19 protein-coding genes are annotated in these 22059 nt (G+C 63.1%); 10 read left to right on the plus strand and 9 right to left on the minus strand.

The genetic code is table 11. The annotated features are described in order from the left end of the window. Positions 1-89: 89 nt before the first annotated feature. Positions 90-4952, plus strand: coding sequence for an NAD-glutamate dehydrogenase (locus ACNFBT_RS03865; protein WP_416746588.1), 4863 nt, complete (start codon positions 90-92; stop codon positions 4950-4952). 123 nt (positions 4953-5075) lie between these two features. On the opposite strand, the gene ACNFBT_RS03870 is transcribed toward ACNFBT_RS03865, so the two are convergent. Further along, positions 5076-5702: a TetR/AcrR family transcriptional regulator gene (locus ACNFBT_RS03870; protein WP_416746590.1), complete on the minus strand. Its 627-nt coding sequence runs from the start codon at positions 5700-5702 to the stop codon at positions 5076-5078. 161 nt (positions 5703-5863) lie between these two features. On the opposite strand from ACNFBT_RS03870, the gene ACNFBT_RS03875 reads away from it, so the two are divergent. Further along, positions 5864-7804 carry an amidohydrolase gene (locus ACNFBT_RS03875; protein ID WP_416746592.1) on the plus strand — a complete coding sequence of 647 codons (1941 nt, stop codon included), beginning with the start codon at positions 5864-5866 and terminating at the stop codon, positions 7802-7804. Positions 7805-7991: 187 nt separating this feature from the next. On the opposite strand, the gene ACNFBT_RS03880 is transcribed toward ACNFBT_RS03875, so the two are convergent. Next, the gene (locus tag ACNFBT_RS03880) at positions 7992-8207 is read right to left on the minus strand and encodes a hypothetical protein (protein WP_416746594.1); all 216 of its coding nucleotides are present in this window, start codon (positions 8205-8207) and stop codon (positions 7992-7994) included. Positions 8208-8407: 200 nt separating this feature from the next. Here ACNFBT_RS03880 and ACNFBT_RS03885 point away from each other — a divergent pair, with 200 nt between their 5' ends. Next, a complete protein-coding gene (locus tag ACNFBT_RS03885) occupies positions 8408-8938 on the plus strand; it encodes a hypothetical protein (RefSeq protein ID WP_416746596.1) in 531 nt (176 codons plus the stop codon). Here ACNFBT_RS03885 and ACNFBT_RS03890 read toward each other — a convergent pair. Together ACNFBT_RS03890 and ACNFBT_RS03895 are read right to left on the minus strand one after the other, a co-directional pair. Further along, positions 8929-9198 carry a hypothetical protein gene (locus ACNFBT_RS03890; RefSeq protein ID WP_416746597.1) on the minus strand — a complete coding sequence of 90 codons (270 nt, stop codon included), beginning with the start codon at positions 9196-9198 and terminating at the stop codon, positions 8929-8931. The two genes, ACNFBT_RS03885 and ACNFBT_RS03890, sit on opposite strands and share 10 nt — an antisense overlap. Next, positions 9195-9404 (minus strand): DNA-binding protein, encoded by a 210-nt coding sequence (locus tag ACNFBT_RS03895; RefSeq protein ID WP_416746599.1) that lies wholly within the window; start codon positions 9402-9404, stop codon positions 9195-9197. The genes ACNFBT_RS03890 and ACNFBT_RS03895 overlap by 4 nt, the downstream gene beginning before the upstream one ends. A 123-nt stretch (positions 9405-9527) precedes the next feature. Between ACNFBT_RS03895 and ACNFBT_RS03900 the strand changes: the two genes are divergently transcribed. Then, complete coding sequence (locus tag ACNFBT_RS03900; protein WP_416746601.1) at positions 9528-9941, plus strand: helix-turn-helix domain-containing protein; 414 nt, start codon at positions 9528-9530, stop codon at positions 9939-9941. Between the two features lie 9 nt (positions 9942-9950). On the opposite strand, the gene ACNFBT_RS03905 is transcribed toward ACNFBT_RS03900, so the two are convergent. Beyond that, entirely contained in the window at positions 9951-10832 is an 882-nt protein-coding gene (locus ACNFBT_RS03905) for a DUF6685 family protein (RefSeq protein ID WP_416746602.1), read from the minus strand. 148 nt (positions 10833-10980) lie between these two features. On the opposite strand from ACNFBT_RS03905, the gene ACNFBT_RS03910 reads away from it, so the two are divergent. Beyond that, the gene (locus ACNFBT_RS03910; RefSeq protein ID WP_416746604.1) at positions 10981-11202 is read left to right on the plus strand and encodes a DUF2835 domain-containing protein; all 222 of its coding nucleotides are present in this window, start codon (positions 10981-10983) and stop codon (positions 11200-11202) included. Positions 11203-11255: 53 nt separating this feature from the next. Continuing rightward, positions 11256-12281, plus strand: a complete 1026-nt coding sequence (locus tag ACNFBT_RS03915; RefSeq protein ID WP_416746606.1) for a quinone-dependent dihydroorotate dehydrogenase — start codon at positions 11256-11258, stop codon at positions 12279-12281. A gap of 100 nt (positions 12282-12381) precedes the next feature. Here ACNFBT_RS03915 and rmf read toward each other — a convergent pair whose 3' ends face one another. Beyond that, positions 12382-12600, minus strand: a complete 219-nt coding sequence (rmf, locus tag ACNFBT_RS03920) for a ribosome modulation factor (protein WP_416746608.1) — start codon at positions 12598-12600, stop codon at positions 12382-12384. A 485-nt stretch (positions 12601-13085) separates the two neighbouring features. Between rmf and rlmKL the strand changes: the two genes are divergently transcribed. Then, positions 13086-15269 carry a bifunctional 23S rRNA (guanine(2069)-N(7))-methyltransferase RlmK/23S rRNA (guanine(2445)-N(2))-methyltransferase RlmL gene (rlmKL, locus tag ACNFBT_RS03925; protein ID WP_416746610.1) on the plus strand — a complete coding sequence of 728 codons (2184 nt, stop codon included), beginning with the start codon at positions 13086-13088 and terminating at the stop codon, positions 15267-15269. 113 nt (positions 15270-15382) lie between these two features. Beyond that, complete coding sequence (locus ACNFBT_RS03930; protein WP_416746612.1) at positions 15383-17797, plus strand: diguanylate cyclase; 2415 nt, start codon at positions 15383-15385, stop codon at positions 17795-17797. 31 nt (positions 17798-17828) lie between these two features. Here the strand turns inward: ACNFBT_RS03930 and dacB are convergent, their stop codons facing one another. Next, the gene (gene dacB, locus ACNFBT_RS03935; RefSeq protein WP_416746614.1) at positions 17829-19274 is read right to left on the minus strand and encodes a D-alanyl-D-alanine carboxypeptidase/D-alanyl-D-alanine-endopeptidase; all 1446 of its coding nucleotides are present in this window, start codon (positions 19272-19274) and stop codon (positions 17829-17831) included. A 268-nt stretch (positions 19275-19542) separates the two neighbouring features. Between dacB and ACNFBT_RS03940 the strand changes: the two genes are divergently transcribed. After that, a complete protein-coding gene (locus tag ACNFBT_RS03940; RefSeq protein WP_416746616.1) occupies positions 19543-19887 on the plus strand; it encodes a YggL family protein in 345 nt (114 codons plus the stop codon). A 54-nt stretch (positions 19888-19941) separates the two neighbouring features. Here the strand turns inward: ACNFBT_RS03940 and ACNFBT_RS03945 are convergent, their stop codons facing one another. Further along, the gene (locus ACNFBT_RS03945; protein WP_416746618.1) at positions 19942-20334 is read right to left on the minus strand and encodes a response regulator; all 393 of its coding nucleotides are present in this window, start codon (positions 20332-20334) and stop codon (positions 19942-19944) included. Between the two features lie 353 nt (positions 20335-20687). After that, positions 20688-21104, minus strand: coding sequence for a hypothetical protein (locus ACNFBT_RS03950; RefSeq protein ID WP_416746620.1), 417 nt, complete (start codon positions 21102-21104; stop codon positions 20688-20690). A 302-nt stretch (positions 21105-21406) separates the two neighbouring features. Between ACNFBT_RS03950 and ACNFBT_RS03955 the strand changes: the two genes are divergently transcribed. Further along, positions 21407-22033 (plus strand): response regulator, encoded by a 627-nt coding sequence (locus ACNFBT_RS03955; protein ID WP_416746622.1) that lies wholly within the window; start codon positions 21407-21409, stop codon positions 22031-22033. Positions 22034-22059 lie beyond the last annotated feature (26 nt).

Raw genomic sequence — 22059 nt, forward strand, 5'->3', positions numbered from 1 at the left:
GTCACACTGCCCGATTACATCTGTGATCCCCCAAGACGCACAAGCGAACTACGCTCAATCCAATAATTCGAGCCCAGCGGAGTAACACCATGGCGTTCTTCACCGCAGCCAGCAAAGCCGACTTCCAGCAACAACTGCAGACGGCCCTGGCGCAGCACGTCGACGACAAGGGCATGCCACAAGTGGCCCTGTTCGCCGAACAGTTCTTCGGTTTCATCGCCCTCGACGAATTGACCCAGCGCAGGCTGTCCGACCTGGTCGGTTGCACCCTGTCGTCCTGGCGCATGCTGGAGCGGTTCGACCCGGCCCAGCCCGAGGTGCAGGTGTACAACCCCGATTACGAGAAGCACGGTTGGCAGTCCACCCACACCGCCGTGCAGGTGCTGCATCCGGACCAGCCGTTCCTGGTCGATTCGGTGCGCATGGAACTGAACCGCCGTGGCTACAGCATCCACACCCTGCAGACCAACGTGTTGAGCGTGCGTCGCAATGGCAAGGGCGAGCTGGTGGAGATCCTGCCCAAGGGCACCCATGGCAAGGATGTGCATCAGGAATCGCTGATGTACCTGGAGATCGACCGCTGCTCCCACATCGGTGAGCTGCGGACCCTGGAGAAATCCCTGCTCGAAGTGCTCGGCGAGGTTCGCCTGGCGGTGGCCGACTTCCCGGACATGCGCGCCAAGGCCGAAGACCTGCTGGCCTGGCTGGGCAAGTCCAAGTCCAAGGCGCGCGCGGAGGAGACCGCCGAGGTGCGCGCCTTCCTCGAGTGGCTGCTGGACAACCACTTCACCTTCCTCGGTTACGAGGAGTTCACCGTTGTCGACGAAACCGACGGCGGTCGCATGATCTACGACGAGAAGTCCTTCCTCGGCGTGACCAAGCTGCTGCGCACCGGTCTCAGCCAGCAGGAGCTGCACATCGAAGACTATGCGGTGGCCTACCTGCGTGAGCCGCTGCTGCTGTCCTTCGCCAAGGCCTCGCACCCCAGCCGCGTGCATCGCCCGGCCTACCCGGATTACGTATCGCTCCGCGAGATCGATGCCAAGGGCAAGGTGCTGCGCGAGTTCCGCTTCATGGGCCTGTTCACCTCCTCGGTCTACAACGACAGCGTGACCCAGATCCCGTCGATCCGCGGCAAGGTGATCGAGGTCGAGCGCCGCTCCGGCTTCGATGCCAATGCCCACCTGGGCAAGGAACTGGCCCAGGTGCTGGAAGTGCTGCCGCGCGACGACCTGTTCCAGACCTCGGTGGACGAGCTGTTCGCCACCGCCATGTCCATCGTGCAGATCCAGGAACGCAACAAGATCCGCCTGTTCCTGCGCAAGGACCCCTATGGCCGCTTCGCCTACTGCCTGGCGTACGTGCCGCGCGACATCTATTCCACCGAGACGCGCATCAAGATCGAGCAGGTCCTGCGTGATCGCCTGAAGGCCAGCGACTGCGAGTTCTGGACCTTCTTCTCCGAGTCCACCCTGGCGCGCGTGCAGTTCATCCTGCGCGTCGATCCGAAGAACCGCATAGACGTCGACGCCGCCCAGCTTGAGCAGGAAGCCATCCAGGCCTGCCGTTCCTGGCAGGACGACTACGCCGCGCTGGTGCTGGAGAACTTTGGCGAAGGCCAGGGCAACAACCTGCTGGAAGACTTCCCGAAAGGCTTCCCGGCCGGCTACCGCGAACGCTTCGCCCCGCACTTCGCGGTGGTGGACCTGCAGCACCTGTCGAGCCTCTCCGACAGCCGTCCGCTGGTGATGAGCTTCTACCAGCCGCTGGCCCAGGGCGAGCAGCAGCTGCACTGCAAGCTGTACCACGCCGATTCGCCGCTGGCCCTGTCCGACGTCCTGCCGATCCTGGAAAACCTTGGCCTGCGCGTGCTCGGCGAGTTCCCCTATCGCCTGCGCCACACCAATGGCCGCGAGTACTGGATCCATGACTTCGCCTTCACCTATGCCGAAGGCCTGGACGTCAACATCCAGGAACTCAATGAAACCCTGCAGGACGCCTTCGTCCACATCGTCAGCGGCGACGCCGAGAACGACGCCTTCAACCGCCTGGTGCTGACCGCCGGCCTGCCGTGGCGCGACGTGGCGCTGCTGCGCGCCTACGCCCGCTACCTCAAGCAGATCCGCCTGGGCTTCGACCTGGGCTACATCGCCAGCGCGCTGAACGCCCACGTGGACATCGCCCGCGAACTGGTGCGCCTGTTCAAGACCCGCTTCTACCTGGCGCGCAAGCTCACCGCCGAGGACCTGGACGACAAGCAGCAGAAGCTGGAGCAGGCGATCCTCACGGCACTGGACGACGTCCAGGTGCTCAACGAAGACCGCATCCTGCGGCGCTACCTCGACCTGATCAAGGCGACCCTGCGCACTAACTTCTACCAGCCGGACGCGGCCGGGCAGAACAAGAGCTACTTCAGCTTCAAGTTCAACCCCAAGGCCATTCCAGAGATTCCGCGCCCGACGCCGAAGTTCGAAATCTTCGTCTACTGCCCGCGCGTGGAAGGTGTGCACCTGCGCTTTGGCGACGTGGCCCGTGGTGGCCTGCGCTGGTCCGACCGCGAGGAAGACTTCCGCACCGAAGTGCTGGGCCTGGTGAAGGCGCAGCAGGTGAAGAACGCAGTCATCGTGCCCACGGGCGCCAAGGGCGGCTTCATCCCGCGCCGCCTGCCGGTGGGTGGCAGCCGCGATGAAATCCAGGCCGAGGCCATCGCCTGCTACCGCATCTTCATTTCCGGTCTGCTGGACGTCACCGACAACCTCAAGGAAGGCAAGGTCGTACCGCCAGCCAACGTGGTGCGCCACGACCCGGACGATCCCTACCTGGTGGTGGCGGCCGACAAGGGCACCGCAACCTTCTCCGACATCGCCAACGGCATCTCCGCCGAGTACGACTTCTGGCTGGGCGACGCCTTCGCCTCCGGCGGCTCCGCCGGCTACGACCACAAGGGCATGGGCATCACCGCCCGCGGCGGCTGGGTGTCGGTACAGCGTCACTTCCGCGAGCGCGGCATCGACGTGCAGAAGGACAGCGTCACCGTCATCGGCATCGGCGACATGGCCGGCGACGTATTCGGCAACGGCCTGCTGATGTCGGACAAGCTGCAGATGGTTGCGGCCTTCAACCATATGCACATCTTCCTCGACCCGAATCCGGACCCGGCGGCGAGCTTCGCCGAGCGCCAGCGCATGTTCAACCTGCCGCGCTCCAGTTGGGCCGACTACGACGCCTCGCTGATCTCCGCCGGCGGCGGCATCTTCCTGCGCAGCGCCAAGAGCATCACCCTGACGCCGGAAGTGCGCGCGCGCTTCGACATCGACGCCGAGCGCCTGACGCCCACCGAGCTGATCCACGCGCTGCTCAAGGCGCCGGTGGACCTGCTGTGGAACGGCGGCATCGGCACCTACGTGAAATCCAGCAAGGAGTCCCACGCCGACGTCGGCGACAAGGCCAACGACGGCCTGCGCGTGGACGGCCGCGACCTGCGGGTGAAGGTGGTGGGCGAGGGTGGCAACCTCGGCATGACGCAGCTGGCGCGGGTCGAATTCGGCCTCAACGGCGGCGCCTGCAACACCGACTTCATCGACAACGCCGGTGGTGTGGACTGCTCCGACCACGAGGTGAACATCAAGATCCTGCTCAACGAGGTGGTGGCCGCCGGCGACATGACCAGCAAGCAGCGCAACAAGCTGCTGGCGGAAATGACCGAGCAGGTCTCCGGCCTGGTGCTGGGCAACAACTACAAGCAGACCCAGGCGCTGTCCCTGGCCGAGCGCCGTGCCCGCGAGCGCATCGCCGAGTACAAGCGTCTGATGAGCGACCTGGAAGGCCGCGGCAAGCTGGACCGGGCGCTGGAATTCCTGCCCACCGACGACGCCCTGGCCGAGCGCATCGCTGCCGGACAGGGGCTGACCCGTGCGGAACTGTCCGTGCTGATCTCCTACAGCAAGATCGATCTGAAGGAGCAACTGCTGGGCTCACTGGTGCCGGACGACGACTACCTGACCCGCGACATGGAGACGGCCTTCCCGCAGACCCTGGTCGAAACCTTCGCCCCGGCCATGCGCAAGCACCGCCTGAAGCGCGAGATCGTCAGCACGCAGATCGCCAACGACCTGATCAACCACATGGGCATCACCTTCGTGCAGCGTCTGAAGGAGTCCACCGGCATGACGCCGGCGAATGTGGCGGGCGCCTACGTGATCGTGCGCGATGTCTTCCACCTGCCGCACTGGTTCCGACAGATCGAGCAACTGGATTACCAGGTGTCGGCGGAAGTACAGCTGACCCTGATGGACGAGTTGATGCGCCTGGGGCGCCGCGCGACCCGCTGGTTCCTGCGCAGCCGCCGCAACGAGCAGGATGCCGCCCGCGACGTGGCGCACTTCGGTCCGCGCATCGCCGCCCTCGGCCTCAAGCTCAACGAACTGCTCGAAGGCCCGACCCGCGAGCTGTGGCAGGCGCGCTACCAGGGTTACGTCGATGCCGGCGTGCCGGAGCTGCTGGCGCGCATGGTCGCCGGTACCAGCCACCTCTACACCCTGCTGCCGATCATCGAGGCGGCGGACGTCACCGGCCGCGACCCGGCCGACGTGGCGCGCGCCTACTTCTCCCTGGGCAGTGAGCTGGAACTCACCTGGTACCTGCAGCAGATCAGCTCCCTGCCGGTGGAGAACAACTGGCAGGCGCTGGCTCGCGAGGCCTTCCGTGACGATCTGGACTGGCAGCAGCGGGCGATCACCGTGTCGGTTCTGCAGATGCAGGACGGCCCGGCGGAGATCGACGCCCGTGTGCTTCTCTGGCTGGCGCAGCACGCGCCCATGGTCGAGCGCTGGCGCACCATGCTCGCCGAGCTGCGTGCATCCAACAGCACCGACTATGCGATGTACGCCGTCGCCAACCGGGAGCTGCTCGACCTCGCGCAAAGCAACCATCAGGGCGTGTGCATCCCCTGATGCGCACCACCCGTTGACGTTTCAATGCTCCAGCCCCGCCTAGTGCGGGGCTTTTTTTATGGGCTTACCGCAATGCTCGGTACCGTTTCTGCGGGCGCGAGTCGCCGAGTCAGGAGGGAGTGCTCACACCTGCAGTTCGCGCTCGAACTCGGCCGCCCCCGGGGTGCTGACCGCCAACAGCAGCAGCCGGTACTGCCATTTCTGATGCGCACGCCACATCAGCCCGCGCGCTTCGCCCTGCTCGATACTGCCCTGCTTGACCACATCCCAGGTGCGATACAGGTAGCGCAGCAGCTCCACGAGTTCTTTCTCCGGCCACTGGCAGCCGTGCTTTCTCAGCAGTACCCGCATGTGGTCGAGTTGAAAGGCCTCATGCTCCGCCTCCAGGTCGCACAGCTCCGGAATCACGTCCATGGCCTGCCAGAGGGCGCCGTAGCCGGAGAACTCCTGCTCGATCTCGTCGATCATTTCACCCAGCGCATCCCAGGTTTCGATCAGGCCCAGCCCGCCCTCGAATATCGCCCTCTCCCGGCTACGGATGGCATCCAGCCATTGTTGCCCCAGGCGATACACGATCGCCTCCTTGTTCGGGAAAAAGCGGTAGAGCGAACTGATGTCGATGCCGGAGCGTTCGGCAATGGCATTGGTGTTCAGCAGGGTCATGCCACCCTCCTTGAGTAACGCCAGCGTCGCCTGCTCGATCTTCCTGACGATTTCCAGGGTGCGCTGCTGGCGCGGCTCACGGCGCATTTTCAAGTCTTGCGGAATCATCCAATGCCCAGCCTCATCGTTCATTGCCGCGCATTTCACATTGACCGGCCCGACGGAGTCAAACCGGGCAATTGACGCTTCGAGGCGGCACTGGTAGAAGTGTAAAGTACAGTAATTACTGTAATTTAATCGGAGATTTTATGCGGCTCAAACCAAAACAACACCTGACGCTATCCTCCCTCGTCCTGCTCTCCGGGCTCGCCGGATGCAGCCAGATGCCGGCCCCGGGCATCGACGCCGGTGACAACACGGTGTACCTGAACGGCCAGATCTATACCCAGGACGCCCAGCGCCGGAAGGTCGAAGCCATCGCCGTGTCGAACGACAAGTTCGTCTATGCCGGCAACCGGGAGGGCGCGGAAGGCTACATCAGCCAGGGTTATCGCGTGGTCGACCTGGGCGGCAAGATGGTCCTGCCCGGCCTGCACGACAACCACATCCATGTCATGGGTGTCGTCCCCCTGGATGTCTGCGACCTGGCGGGCCAGAGCGTCAACCTCGATCAGCTGGCCAGCAAAGTGAAGGAGTGCCTGCCGCGCTACGCCAGTGAGCCGGGCGCCTGGCTGAAGATCGAGCAGTGGGTGCCCTATGAAAACAACGAGCCGACCGATAACTACAAAACCATCCGCCAGGCGCTGGATGCGGTGGCTGACGGTCATCCGATCGTCCTTTCCGGGGTGGACGGCCATGCCAGCGCCTACAACTCGAAAGCCTTGAGCATGGCCCAGGACGATAGCGGCAAGACGGTTGGCTTCGACGCCAAGACTCTGGGCAAGGGTGGCGTGTTCGCCGAGCTCGCGCCCTACGTCAGCCTGGACAGCGGGGTGGTCCGCGACGCGGCCAAGGAGAAGATTCCGGTCGGCAGCTTCGACATGTTCGCCCAGGAGGTGGGCGACCCGCGTGGCGAGGCCATTTACGGCGCCATCCTGCCGAAGGTCGCGAAAGTCATGGCGCAAAGTGGCATCACCAGCATCCAGGATGCCTGCGCCAACGACTTCATCCGCGAGCAGCTGGTGAAGATGCAGCAGCAGAACCTGCTTAACATGCACGTCACGGCCGCCACCTGTTTCATCTCCGATGACTACAAGGGCAAGGTGGATATCGCCGGGCACCTGAAGAAGGCCCGGGAAGTGCGCGCCGAGTTCGCCGGCAATCCGCTGATCAAGGCGGATGCGGTGAAGATCTTTGCCGACGGCGTGCTCGAAGGCGACCCCTTCAGCAAGCCGCCGTTCTCGCCCAACGCCGGCATGCTGCACCATTACCAGAAGCCCCACCTCAAGCAGGATGAAGAGACCGGCGTGGTCACCGTCACCCAGGACAGCGAGGAGACGAAGAACAACGGCATCGTCAATTACAAGGAAGAAGACTTCAAGAATTACGCCACCGCACTGGATGCTGATGGCTTCAGCATCCATGTCCACAGCGTCGGCGACCGCGCCACCCGTGTGACGATCGATGCACTGGAGGCGGCCCGCCAGCGCAATGGCGATCGCCATATCCCGCATACCATCGCCCACCTGCAAATGGTCCACCCGGACGACCAGAAACGTCTCGGTGAACTGGGCACCTACCTCACCTACACCTATGCCTGGATCAACGAGCAACCCGAGTACGACGTACTGATCACCCCGTTCCTCGAGCCCAGCAAGAAAGGCCAGGACATCAACGACCTGCTCTACAACCCCAGGAATTACACCTGGAATGCCGTTTACCCAGTCGGTAATACCGCCAAGGCCGGCGCTGTACTGGTGGCGGGTAGCGATGCGCCGGTGGACACTCGCGATCCGCGGCCGTTCATGAACATCGCGGCCGGCATCACGCGCGCCATCCCCGGCAAGCCGGCCTACAACCCCGAGCAGAGTGCCACACTGGAGCAGATGCTGGACGCCTACACCATCAACGGTGCTCGCGCCGTGCGCCAGGAAAAACTCATGGGTTCGATCGAGCCCGGCAAGTCCGCCGACTTCATCGTCCTGGACCGAAACCTGTTCGATCTGGTCCAGCAGGGCACTCCGGAAAAGATCGCCGAAACCCAGGTCACGCAGACGGTGTTCCGCGGCAAAACGGTCTACAGCCAATAGTCCGATATCGTCAGAAGTACGAAGGGGCCAGTTGCGGCTGATGCCAGCCGGTCGAGTTTCCCTGGCTTGAGGTTATCCGCAGGAAGTCAAAATCCGATGCCTGAACGGGCATCGGATTTTTTTATGCGCAGGTCCGGGCTCCTGAACAGGCAGGCGCTCGCGGTCGAGGGGTACCGATGCTGGTTGTTCAGCTTCCGCTACGCCCATCGTTGTGCGGCTCGGTCAGCGCACGGCGGTATTTGGCATAGAGATCGTCGGACATGTTGCTGGCGCCCAGGATCTTCAGTGCGAAGGATTTCACTTCGGTATCGCTGTAGGGCTGCTGCTGCGGCGCCGGCTGGCTGCTGCAGCCTGCCAGCCAGAGGGGCGCGGCGAGGATGAGGAGGGCGAGGGCACGGTTCATGGTTTTATGCACGCAGGGAGGTTCGGGACGGATGTCAGGCTAGCAATCACGTGGATCGAGCAGAAATCATCCCGTTTGATAGTGAGTATCGTTATGGCGACTTCCGACTCATGGACCTGTCAGAAGGTTCCCTTCCTGCGGCGTTTTCTAATGATTGCGGATATCCTTCGCGGCTGTTCATCTCTTCTCAGGACTTCCCCATGAAAGCGCAACTCGTCGAACTCCTCACACTGATCAGCTCGGGCTGCCTGGGCGAGGCGGAGATCGAGCAGATCGCCGACGAGGCCGCCCAGGCCTATGCCGATCCGGAGGCCTTCCACATGGCCAACCCGGACATCAACTACGACGACAGCTTCCCGATTCCCCTGGGTGAGTGGGTGGTGGTGGGCAGCCTGCCGGAAATCGTGCTGTTCCAGGGCGACAGCTTTGAGGAACTGTTCGGAGAGATTCGCGCGTCCTTCGATCCGAGCGTCAACTTCGTCCTGCAGGCCAAGCAGCTGCGCAAGACCGAACCCCTCGCCGCGCTGAACCGCATCCAGACCCAGCTGGGCGCGCTCTATCCCGAAAAGGGTGGCTATGTCCTGGTGGACTTCAGTGAGCCGCTGGATGACGAACTGCAGTGCGTGCTGGTCTACCGCCAGGACCTTGAGCGGGTCATGGCGCTTTGCGTGGAGATTGGCATTCCCGCGGCGCCGGCGCTGGAGGCTGCGCAGGAAGCCGCTCAGGAGTGATCAAAATCCTTGCCTGAGGGACGAAAGTTGTCGATGTGGGCCGGCAGCCAGCGGTAATAGAAGTGGAAGGCGAACAAGCGGGGATGCCGGCAGGTGCAGAGCGTTGCCTGCCGGTCGAACTCGGGCGCCTGCATGTGCAGCAGGCCGATGCGCTGGAGCTCCCGCAAGGCATGGCACTCCTCCCGCGCGAGCAACACCTGTCTGCCGCGCGCCAGGTCGGCCGCGTGCAGGCAGATTCGTGGCAGCAGGGGCAGGCTCATCGTTGTGGATCGGTGCGCTTGAGCATCGCGCTCAGGTCCACCAGGAGATGGCCGCCGATGATGCGTGAAGGCACTTCGCCGAGGTCGATCCATCGCTGCACCACGGCCAGCCGGTCGCCCATGCCGATCAACTGCGCAAAGCGCTCGGGTGTCAGGTAGTACCTGCCCTCGAAGAGGTCCGGGGAGAACGATTCTTCCACTTTCATGCTGCATCCTGCACCATCGGAAATCGCTCGAAACCATGGGTTCGAGCCCCTGCTGATGCGGGAATTTATCCTGATTGTTAGGAATTTATAGCCGGGCTCTGCGGTCTCGGACACGGATGACACATGGTAAAGAAACGTTTCCTGTTCACTGCAGGAGAAAGACTACGGGCGCTTCGTTCGCTGACTGGCCTGTCGCGCCGCGCATTTGCCGAAACAGTCGGTATGAAAGAGAAAGATGTGGAGAACATCGAGTACGGCAACCAGCGCATGCGTGACGAGGACTTCCAGAAAGTCTGCAGCGAGTACGAGGATTTCAGCCGCTGGATTACCTACGAGGGGCCGATCGACTCCACCGAAGTGACCTGGAAGGTCGCCGATTCCGCCCAGCGTGCGGCGGTGTATCTGGTCAAGCGCCATCCGCAGTTGCTCGCCAGCAGCAATCTGAGCCTGGATGAGTGGCAGGAACGTCACCGTGAGGTACTGGAAAGCCTCTGCGAGGAAGAGCGGCGGCTGAGCGAGGAAGACGCTGAAGAGTAGCGCGGCGTTTCAGTTCGCCTGGCCGGTGTGCCGCAGATAGTCGACGACGTCCGGAGCCCCCGCCTCGCGCAGGCCCTGGCCGAAGGCGTCGGACTGCGGATGGTCCTTGGGCAGCAACAGGCTTTCCGGGGTTTCCGTATTGAACAGGCCGAAGCGCGCATAGGGCATGCCGGTATCCAGCAGCAGGCCCATGAAGGCCGGGTCGCTCCAGGCCCGCGCCGGCATCGCCAGCATGTGGAAGCCCTGATCCAGTTCATCCAGCACCGCTGCGCGCAGCTCGAAGCACTGAATGACCGCCGGCAGGGTGATCTCCAGTCCGCGCCGCCGGGCATAAACCACGGCGCAGGCCATCTCGCAGGCGTGATTTTCGTCATCCCAGAACAGCCGGTCGCCATGCCAGCTGGAGCGCCGCAACTGCAGGGTGGCCTTGCGCTCGAAGCCTGGCAGTGCCTGGCCGAGCACCCGGGCGAAGTCGTTGTAGCTGATGATCCGAACCTTGCGGCAGTTGTCGCTCTGCGCCAGCTCTTCCAGCGTCGCCAGGGGGCTGTCCTGCAGGGCGCGCTGGCACAGGCCGTCGAGCGCACGCAGGTCGAGGGATGGTTGTTCGTCACGGCGGCTGCCGACCAGACGCTTGAGTACCGCGTGAATGCGCGCCTTGTCTTCCTGCACCGGGCCGGACAAGGCGCCACGCGGCAGGTCGATCAGGCGATGGAACGGTGTTCCGGACTGCCAGCCGATGCCGCTGGCGCAGGCTTCGAGGGCCTTGAACGGCAGGGACAGGGTGCGGCTGCGCTGCGCGACGTTATGGGAGTCGGCGCCGCCAAGCCCCAGGCGCTGGGCAAGGTTGGCCAGGCGGCTGGTCATGCTGCGGTGACGAGGGGGCTGGCTCATGTGCGACGCAAGACTCCCGATGGCCGGACGGTCAGTGCAGGAAGCGCCGGAGAGGATGCACGGCGAATTGCCCTAAGCATAGAAAACCCTGACGCCGTTTGGCGCATGCATTGTGGCAAAATTCTTCCCTTCACTCGGGGAGGCCTCCATGGCTTGCGTGGTGCTGGACATCTGCCTGCCGGTGGACAGACTGCAGGCAGTCTACCGCGGGGACGCCAATCGCGTGCTGGTACTCAGCCGCGACGGTCGCCGGATCAACCTGCCGGCCCATCATCTGCGCCCTTTCGTCACCCACTCGGGTGTGCAGGGCAGCTTCGAGTTGGAATTTGACGACGCCGGGCGGTTACTGGCGCTGCGTCGCCTCGCCTGAGCGAGGTGCGGCCGGCTATAATAACGCCCCATTTTGCCGACCGATGCCCGACCATGTACAGCCTGGCCCGTGAGCTCCTGTTCAAGCTTTCCCCGGAAACTTCCCACGAATTGTCCATCGACCTGATCGGTGCCGGTGGCCGTCTCGGTCTCAATGGTCTGGTCACCAAGGCACCGGCCAGCCTGCCTGTGACGGTGATGGGCCTGGAGTTCGCCAACCCGGTGGGGCTGGCAGCCGGCCTGGACAAGAACGGCGACGCCATCGATGGCTTCGCGCAGCTGGGCTTTGGTTTCGTCGAGATCGGCACCGTCACCCCGCGTCCCCAGCCCGGCAACCCCAAACCGCGTCTGTTCCGCCTGCCGCAGGCCACCGCCATCATCAACCGCATGGGCTTCAACAATCATGGCGTTGACCACCTGATCGAACGGGTCAAGGCGGCGAAGTACCGTGGCGTGCTGGGCATCAACATCGGCAAGAACTTCGACACCCCGGTCGAGCGCGCGGTGGACGACTACCTGATCTGCCTGGACAAGGTGTACGCCCACGCCAGCTATGTGACGGTCAACGTCAGCTCGCCCAACACGCCCGGCCTGCGCAGCCTGCAGTTCGGCGATTCGCTCAAGCAGCTGCTCGAAGCCCTGCGCCAGCGCCAGGAAGACCTGGCCACCCAGCATGGCCGCCGTGTGCCGCTGGCGATCAAGATCGCTCCGGACATGAGCGACGAGGAAACCGCCATGGTTGCCGCCGCGCTGATCGAGTCGGGCATGGATGCGGTGATCGCCACCAACACCACCCTGGGCCGCGAGGGCGTCGAGAACCTGCCGTTCGGCAATGAGGCGGGCGGCCTGTCCGGTGCGCCGGTGCGTGAGAAGAGCACCCACATTGTCAAGGTGCTGGCCGGTGAACTGGGCGGGCGTCTGCCGATCATCGCCGCGGGCGGTATCACCGAAGGCATCCATGCGGCGGAGAAGATCGCCGCTGGCGCCAGCCTGGTGCAGATCTATTCGGGCTTCATCTACAAGGGCCCGGCGCTGATCCGCGAGGCGGTAGATGCGATTGCCGCGGCCAAGCGCGGCTGAGAACAGCGGGGAAATAAAAAGGGCTCCTTATCGGAGCCCTCGGGCTTGCGCCCTTCCGCCCGGATGGGGCGGCTTGGGGAAGTCGGTGTGATTCGTAGATTCAGCCGCTCGCGTGCTGCATCTGGTTCAGACGTTGAATACCGGCGGTGCCGGTCAAACCATCCCAGTTGTCGCCACGGCCCTCACGCCAGCCATTGAGCCAGGATTGCCGGGCAGTGGGATGAGTAAACGGACAGAGGTCGCGAGATTTTCCAGTAATGCCGTGCTGATAACCGCGCAAAAAGGCTCTTTCCAACGGATCACGCTTAAGTCTTCTCATAGGGTGTTGCCCTCACTTGTTGACTGTTATGTCCCGTTGGCCCCCCAGGGAGGCCGGGCGGAAATTTCCGCCAATGGGGCGCATTGCCGGCGTGACGCGCCCCGCCCGTCATCATTGCGATAACGGATTAAGCTGAGTTCTAACCAATGCCTATGGGGCTGTGAACAACCAATTTGTCATAAAGACTTAACTCTTATGGAATCAAGCCATAAGAATTTGCCTGGTTGGAAAGTGCCATCATCGCGTAACCCACCAGGGGCGCGGGGTTGTATCGGGTCAAGGGGAAAGTGTGTCTAATTGCGACTTTCTCTCATTCCGACGAGCGGGCCGGTAATGTGCGACTCGAGGTCGCAGACGTATTGAAGGTCCGTCCCCGAAAATGAACACCGATTGCTGTTCGCGGAAAAACAACTGCGCGGATGGCCGACGAGGCTCCCTGGAGGAGCTTCATTAAAAAGAGAGGGCTGCGGCCCGGGAAGATTGACATGGCGGAACACTACGAACTTTTCCTGACCTGCCCCAAGGGGCTCGATGGCCTGTTGCTGGACGAGGCCCAGGCGCTGGGCCTTGAGGAGGCACGCGCCCAGGTGTCGGCGGTACGCGGGCAGGGCGACCTGGAGACGGCCTATCGCCTGTGCCTGTGGTCGCGCCTGGCGAACCGGGTGTTGCTGGTACTTTCGCGTTTCCCGGTGAGCAATGCCGAAGACCTGTACATGGGCGTCAATGCCGTTCAATGGAGCGATCACCTGGACGCCGGCGGCAGCCTCGCCGTGGAGTTCAGCGGTAAGGGCTCGGGCATCGACAATACCCACTTCGGCGCGCTGAAGGTGAAAGACGCCATCGTCGATAACCTGCGTGCCGAGTTCGGCAAGCGGCCGACGGTGGACAAGGTCAATCCGGACATCCGCGTGCACCTGCATCTGGATCGTGGCCAGGCCGTGCTCTCGCTGGACCTCTCCGGCCATAGCCTGCACCAGCGAGGCTACCGCCTGCAGCAGGGCGCCGCGCCGCTGAAGGAAAACCTCGCCGCCGCCGTTCTGATCCGTGCTGGTTGGCCGAAGATCGCCGCCGAAGGCGGCGCGCTGTCCGACCCGATGTGCGGTGTCGGCACCTTCCTGATCGAGGCTGGCCTGATCGCCGCCGACATCGCACCGAACCTCAAGCGCGAGCGCTGGGGCTTCAGCAACTGGCTGGGCCACGTCCCGGCGATCTGGAAGAAGCTGGTCGAGGAAGCCCAGCGCCGGGCTGACGTCGGCCTTTCGAAGACTCCGCTGTGGATTCGCGGCTACGAGGCCGATCCGCGCCTGATCCAGCCCGCGCGCAACAACATCGAACGCTCCGGCCTGGCCGAATGGGTGAAGATCTACCAGGGTGAACTGGCGACTTTCGAGCCCCGTCCTGACAAGGGCCAGAAGGGCCTGATCATCTGCAACCCGCCCTACGGTGAGCGACTTGGGGACGAAGCCAGTCTGCTGTACCTCTACCAGCACCTGGGCGAGCGTTTGCGCCAGAGCTGCCTGGGCTGGAGTGCCGGGGTGTTCACCGGTGCGCCGGAGTTGGGCAAGCGCATGGGCATTCGCAGCCACAAGCAGTACGCCTTCTTCAACGGCGCCTTGCCGTGCAAGCTGATCATGCTCGATGTGGAGCCGCGCCAGTTCGTGACCGGTGATCGCGGCGAGCGCAGTGAATCGGCGCCGACCCAGGGGGTCGCGGTGATCGAGCAGGCGCGCCTGAGCGAAGGCGGGCAGATGTTCGCCAACCGCCTGCAGAAGAACCTCAAGACGCTGGGTAAGTGGGCGCGCAAGGAAAAGATCGAGTGCTACCGCGTGTATGACGCGGACATGCCCGAGTACGCCCTGGCCGTCGACCTGTACCGCGACTGGGCGCATGTGCAGGAGTACGCCGCGCCAAAGTCCATCGATCCGGCCAAGGCCCAGGCCCGTCTGCTCGATGCGCTGGCCGCGCTGCCGCAGTCCCTGGGCATTCCCACCGAGCGCATCGTGATCAAGCGTCGCGAGCGCCAGGCCGGCAAGAAGCAGTACGAGCGGCAGAGCGCCGAAGGTCGCTTCATGGAAGTGGAAGAGGGCGGCGTCAAGCTGCTGGTCAACCTGACCGATTACCTCGATACCGGCCTGTTCCTCGACCACCGCCCGATGCGCCTGCGCATCCAGCGCGAGGCACAGGGCAAGCGCTTCCTCAACCTGTTCTGCTACACCGCCACCGCTACCGTGCATGCCGCCAAGGGCGATGCGCGCAGCACCACCAGCGTCGACCTGTCGAAGACCTATCTCGACTGGGCGCGGCGCAACCTGTCGCTCAACGGTTTCTCCGACAAGCAGCGACTGGTGCAGAGCGACGTGATGGAATGGCTGCGCGAGGATCGCGGTGAGTACGACCTGGTCTTCATCGATCCGCCAACCTTCTCCAACTCCAAGCGCATGGAAGGCGTGTTCGACGTGCAGCGCGACCATATCGAGCTGATCGACTTGGCCATGGCTCGCCTGGCCAAGGGCGGGGTGCTGTACTTCTCCAACAACTTCCGCAAGTTCGAGCTGGATGAAGGGCTGGCGGCGCGTTATCAGGTCGAGGAAATCAGCGCCCAGACGCTGGATCAGGACTTCGCTCGCAACAGCAAGATCCACCGCGCCTGGCGCATTAGCGTGCGCTGATGCCAACTGGCGCACGGCCTTGCAGGCCGTGCGTCGAGTGGTTTCTGGGCAATCTGCCATCATCTGCTATAAGAACTGGGTACCCTTTCCGCAGCTCTGACGCGGGAGTCCCCATGACTCAGTTGCCGGCCTATGAGCAATTGCCCGCCGCTCAGGGAATCGTTCGCCAAAAGAAGGCGTTACGCGCAGCCGGCCTGGTGCTCGCGGCGGGGGTTCTGCTGACCGGGCTGTTGGGCTGGAATGTCTGGCGCAACGCGCGCACGGCGCTGGAACAACAGTTCGCCCTGGCGGCCAACGAGCGGGTCGATCGGGTGCGCGAACGACTGGTGTTGCAGCGCAGCGAACTGGAGTCCATCCAGCGCTTCTTCGAGAACTCCAACGAGGTATCGCGCGAGGAGTTCGAGCATTTCGTCAGCCCCTTGCTGGTGGACACCCTCGGGTATGCCTGGTTGCCCAGAATCGAGCAGAACGCGCGCGCGGCGTTCGAGGAGCAGGTCCAGGCTTCCGGGATGCTCGACTATCTGATCCATGACCTCGATCCTCAGGGCCACCCGGTACCCGCGCAGGTCCGCGAGCGCTATTTTCCCGTGCTCTACGGGGCGTCCGAGTATCTGCAGGAGTTGCCGCTGGGGCTCGACCTGAGTTCCACCCTGCCGGGGCGCGAGCTGACGCAGCGTGTGCTCACCGGTCGACAGCTGACCGCGTCGATGCCGGTGATCCTGCCCGGTGCGCCGGCGGAGGACGCGGCCGGCGTCCTGCTGGCCGCGCCATTCCACAGGGGCAACGTGACGACCAGCCCGGGGGAGGAGAACCTGGGCGGCCTGCAAGGCATGCTGGTGGCCGCCATCAGCTATCGGCTGCTGATCGAGCAGGGCATGGATGTGGATAGCCTGGCGCAACTGGCGATTACGCTGCGCGATAACGCCGAGCGGAGCCCGGAAGTGCCGATGTATCGCAGTGCAGTGACGGCTGCGCAGGGCTCCGGACTGGTGATGGAGCGGAACCTGGACTTCGCTGGGCGGGACTACCTCGTCCGTATCGAGCCGTCCCGTGACTTTCTGCAACGCAACGAGGGGCATCCGCAGCTGTGGGTGGTGCTGGGTGGATTGCTGACTTCGTTGTTGCTGGCCGGCTACGTGCTGGCGCTGCTGGGGCAGCGCCAGAGGGCCCTGCAGTTAGTGGAGGAGCGCACCGCCGAGCTGCGGGCCAACCAGTTGGAGCTGCAGGAGAACCAGGCGCGCCTGCACTTCGCCATGGACAGCGCCGGCCATGGCGTGTGGGACTGGAATGTCGACCTGGGCAAGGTGTTCTACTCCCACGCCTGGAAGGCCATGCTGGGGTTCCGCGATGCAGAAGTCGGCGCGAGTCCCGACGAGTGCTCGCGCCGGGTTCATCCTGATGATCAGGCCGCGCGCAGCGAGGCGCTGCAGCGACACCTGCGCGGCGAGACGTCGCTGTACCAGAGCGAGCATCGCTTGCGCTGCAAGAGCGGCCGCTGGCTGTGGGTGCTGGACCGGGGACAGGTGGTGGAGCGGAGCAGCGATGGTTCTGCGCGCCGCATGATCGGTACGCAGACCGATATCAGCTCGCGCAAGGCGGTGGAGCTGGAGCTGGGCGAGGTCAACAATCGTCTGCACGGGCTGCTCGATGCGGCGACCCAGGTGGCCATAGTGTCCACCGACCTACGAGGTTTCGTCCGCAGCTTCAACGTCGGCGCGGAACGCCTGTTCGGCTACAGCGCGCGCGAGGTGCTGGGCCGGCCGGTGCCGGAGAGCATCTTCGTCAAGGAGGAAATACGCCGCCGGGCGCATGACCTGTCGATGGTGCTGGGGCGCGAGATCCGAGGGTTCGAAGTGGTCGGCGCGGTGGTTGGCGAAGGGCACGAGGAGCACGAGTGGACCTGCGTTCGCCGCGACGGCCAGAAGCTGAAGATCAACCTGATCATCACCGGTGTACGGGATTCGTCGGGTGTGATGACCGGCTACTTGGGCATTGCGACCGACATCACCCGGCGCAAGGAAGCGGAGCTGGAGTTGCGGCGGCTCTCGGTGACCGATGCCCTGACCGGCGTGCACAACCGGCGCTACTTCAAGGAGCAGTTGGAGCTGAGCATGGCGCGCTGCTCACGCAGCGGCGAGCCACTGTCGCTGGTGATGTTCGACGTCGATCACTTCAAAAGCATCAATGATCGTTTCGGCCATGAGACCGGCGACACCGTTCTGGTCACGCTGTGCCAGAGGGTCGCCCAGCGCTTGCGCAAGGCCGACGTGTTCTGCCGCTTGGGTGGAGAGGAACTGGTGGTGCTGTGCCCGGGCAGCTCCGTGGAGCAGGCCATGCAGCTGGCCGAAGCACTGTGGCAGGCACTGCGTAGCCAACCCATGGACGGCGTGGGTGTGGTGACCGCCAGCTTCGGGGTGGCTGGCTGGCGCGTCGGCGAGACGGCTGACGACCTGATGTGCAAGGTGGACCGGGCGGTCTACCGGGCGAAGCGGCAGGGCCGCGATCGCCTGGAGCGGGCAGACGATTAAGGGCCCCGGCGGGCGCCGGGGCCCTTGTCCATCACTCTCCGGCGCGCTTGGTGGTGCTGTAGAGGTCCAGCAGCACCTGGTCGAGGATGGACGATGCGCCCCACGGCCGGTTGCTGTTGAGGATCGCCACCACCACCCAGGTGCGCCCGTTGGCATCGCGGCTGAAGCCAGCCAGGGCGCGTACGGTGTTCAGGGTGCCGGTCTTGACGTGCGCCTCACCGGCCATCGGGGTGCCGCGCAGGCGTTTGCGCATGGTGCCGTCCTTCGCCACGATCGGCAGCGAGGAGATGTATTCGGCGGCATATGGGCTGTGCCAGGCGGCTTGCAGCATCGCGGCCATCTCGCGGGCGCTGACGCGCTCGTCGCGGGACAGGCCGGAGCCATTCTCCATCACCAGGTGAGTGGCGGTGATGCCCTTGCGAGCCAGCCATTGGCGAATCACCCGCTGCGCGGCCTGGGCGTCATCGGCGTCGGCACTGTTGCGGAAATGCGCACCCAGGGAGAGGAACAGTTGGCGCGCCATGGTGTTGTTGCTGTACTTGTTGATGTCGCGGATGACTTCCACCACATCCGGCGATTCGGCGCGGGCAACCAGTTTGGCGCTCTTGGGCACGTTGCCTTCGCGGTCCTTGCCCATGATGGTGCCGCCCAGTTCCTGCCAGATGCCGCGAACCGCGCCGGCGGTGTAGCCCGGGTGATCGAGCAGCGACATGTAGGTCTGCGCGCTGCAGCCCAGGGGAATCTGGCCGGTCGCTACCAGCGAGGTGCCATCGAACTGGGTGACGGGGCTGAAGCGCAGCTTCGGCCACGCCGGGCAGGGCTCGGCCTTGCTCACCTGAACCTGATTGTCGATGCGTACGTTGGCCAGTGGCGGGTCCATCAGCACGCTGGCCTTGCCGCCATCGGAACGCACGACCAGGCGCACGCTCTTGAGGTTGACCAGCAGGGAGTCGGGGCCGACCAGGAAGGGTTTGTTGTCGTCGCCGCCGTCGTCGTTGAACACCGGCAGTTGCGGGATGTTGAAGTAGCTGCGGTCCAGCACCAGGTCACCGGTGACCTTGCTGACGCCATTGGCGCGCAGGTCGCGCATGAGCAGCCAGAGCTTCTCCATGTTCAGCTTGGGATCGCCGCCGCCCTTGAGGTAGAGGTTGCCGTTGAGCACGCCGTCCTTGAGCTGGCCGTCGGTGTAGAACTCGGTCTGCCACTTGTAGGTAGGGCCGAGCATTTCCAAGGCGGCGTAGGTGGTGAACAGCTTCATGGTCGAAGCCGGATTCACCGAAACGTCGGAATTGAAATAAGTGGCGTTGCCGGGGCCCTCGAGAGGAATCATCACCAGCGACAGCGCGTCATTGGTCAGTTTACTGGCCTTCAGGGCCTTCTCGACGCGGTCGGGCAGGGTGGTGTTGATCTGGGCCAGGGCCGGTAGGGTGAAGGGCAGCAATGTGGCGAAGGCGAGAACTCGCAGCGATTTGAACATAGGAAAGGCGACATCCCAGTGGTCGGGCATTGACATGAAAAAATGAAAAGATGAAACGCAACAATACGAATGAACGCTCCTTGTTCCCCCGGAGCTGCGGACATTATGCCGCAAGCCGAGGCGTGTTGCGCTGGGCAACACGTGCCAGTTGTCATGGGCGACGGCGCTGGAGCTGTTAAAGTTGTGGATGGCCTGTCCGGGTCGTGCCGGGCAGTTGGAGTAATCACGATGAGGTCGAATTGTCGCCTTATCCGCCGGAGATTTTCAGATGGCCACCAATCGCTCCCGTCGCTTGCGCAAGAAGTTGTGTGTTGATGAATTCCAGGAGTTGGGATTCGAATTGAGCTTCCAATACAAGGATGGGCTGGATGAAGCCGCTGTTGTGGCGTTCATGAAGCGCTTCGCCGCCGATGCTGTGGAACCCAATGACATGGTGTATGGCGGCTGCGACGAATACGGATTCATCTGCCTGGCGCACCGTGGCTCGGTCAGCGAGGAGCAGCGCGCCACGGTCGACGGCTGGCTCAAGCAGCAGCCGGAGCTTGCCGGCTACACGGCGGGGCCGTTGATGGACGCCTGGTATCCGGATCAGCCCATCAACGCCAAGGCCTAGTAGCGGCGTACTCGAGATGCACGCGCCGCTGATGGCGGCGATGCATCCGGGCCGTCACGCGCTTTTCTTGCCCAGGGATTGCAGCAACGTCTGCTGGTCCAGGGGTTTGGACAGGCAGGCGAGGAGGGGGAGGCCTCGGCTTTTGAGGTCTTGCTCAAGCGATTGCAGTTCGTCTTCCTCCTTGCAACTGAACAGTATCGCCTGCCGGATACCGCCATTGCTGGCCAGTTCGCTGAACAGCTCTATGCCGCTGGTGCCCGGGAGATTGATGTCGCACAGCAGCAGGTCGAAAGGCTCTCCGCGCCGTTTGCAAGCGTCTCGCGCCTCCTCGGCGTCCAGCGCAGGCGTCAGGTAGAAGAATCCCATCCGGTTGAGATGCATCTGCATGGCGATCAATTGAAAGGGATGATCTTCGACGACCAGGATGGCGAGCTTCGGGTCCTGCATGGCAGTTTCTCCTGGGGGATGGGGTGTCCGGGCTGGCGATGGATTCGCGGGGGATGGGTCCAGATCGTTCTGGGTGATTCCCAGCGGCAGGGCGCTGGCCGGAATCCCGTAGTGCCTGATCCTGGCCTCGATATGGCTGACCCGTTCGGGAAGTTGCAGATCGGTTATTTCAAAGTTGATGGAACACTATGGAACTGGCAGGCGGAGCGGTCTCTTGCAATAGATTCCAATGAACTTCCGTGTGCGAGTGCGGTTGGTTCGAGTTGCAGGTTAGTGGTCAGTTTTATCTTTGGTCGGTAGTGTGCTTCAAACTCTGGATGTGAAGGGGCTTGGTGGGCTTCTTCAATTGAAGTTCAGTTAAGTGATGAGCTTATGGAGGCGATATCCGCATGTATGTAGCTGCTGACTTTCTCTTCCAATATCAATAGATGGATCGATTTTTCAACGCTCCCCAGTATCTGAGGTTTGTGCGGGACAGTCAGATGTAATGTTGCCTGGCACAGTTTCGAGGAATTCGCGCTCACCCGCATCATGACCTTGATCCGGCTCTCCTGTACGACCGGTCGCAGGAAGGTCAAGTCATCCATTTTCGGCCTTCGGACTCTAGGTATGGCGTTGCCGACACCTGCGCTCTGGCGCAGGTGCTGCGATGCCTCCCATCCATTCGGCGGCGTCCGAATGTCCCCAAAGCGGAATGCTCTCAAGGTGGGCACGGCGGACAGCCTGAGAGTCAGGTGACTCTTCAGGATCATCAACTGAGAGGCGCTCATCTTGGACATCCGTTAGGGGCGGGACGCTTTCGATAGTGCTGCTCTTGTCGGGGGAGCGATGTCGGTATTTTGTTTTTTTGATGTCGGAAGATTCTGCTGGGTGGTCGGATAAAGAGATTGCGATTGGTATTTTTGGGAGAATGGGTGCTCGAGACTTTAGGTGTTTTGTAAGAGTTCTACGCTTGTTGTGTAGGAATTTCCCTTGATGATGAATATCGAGGGGAAAGTATCTCGACAGAGCAAACTCAGAAGATATCTTACCGGCAGATATTTCACTTGATGAAAACTGTCGGAGGGATTCCGTGAGCAAGGTACTTATTGTCGATGACCACCCGGTAATCCGCATGGCAATGCGGGTATTGCTCGAAAAAGAAGGCCATGTCGTCGTAGGCGAGACGGACAACGGCGTGGACGCTCTCTCCCTGGTCAAGGACCTGGTCCCGGATCTGGTTGTCCTGGACATCGGAATCCCCCGCCTGGATGGCCTGGAAGTCATCAGTCGAATCTCCGCCTTCGACCTGCCGCTGAAAATCCTGGTGCTGACCGGGCAGAGCGCCTCGCTGTTCGCCATGCGCTGCATGCAGGCCGGCGCCTCGGGCTTCGTCTGCAAGCAGGGTGGGCTGGCTGAACTGGTCAGCGCTGTCAGCGCCGTGGTAGCGGGATACAACTACTTCCCCAGCACGGCTATCCGGCAGACACGCAGAAACAGCGGACAGATGGATGACCAGGAGCTCATCCAGCGCCTCTCCGACCGCGAAATGGCCGTGCTCCAGTACCTGGCGAATGGCTATTCGAACAAGGAGATCTCCGAGCAGATGTTCATCAGCAACAAGACGGTCAGTACCTACAAGACCCGACTGCTGCTGAAGCTGAATGCTCATTCCCTGGTCGATCTGATCGAATTCGCCAAGCGTAACGCCTTGGTCTGAGGTGGGTGATGTTCAACTGGCGTAGG

The organism is Pseudomonas sp. NY15181, from assembly GCF_048068055.1.
Taxonomy (GTDB): Bacteria; Pseudomonadota; Gammaproteobacteria; order Pseudomonadales; family Pseudomonadaceae; genus Pseudomonas.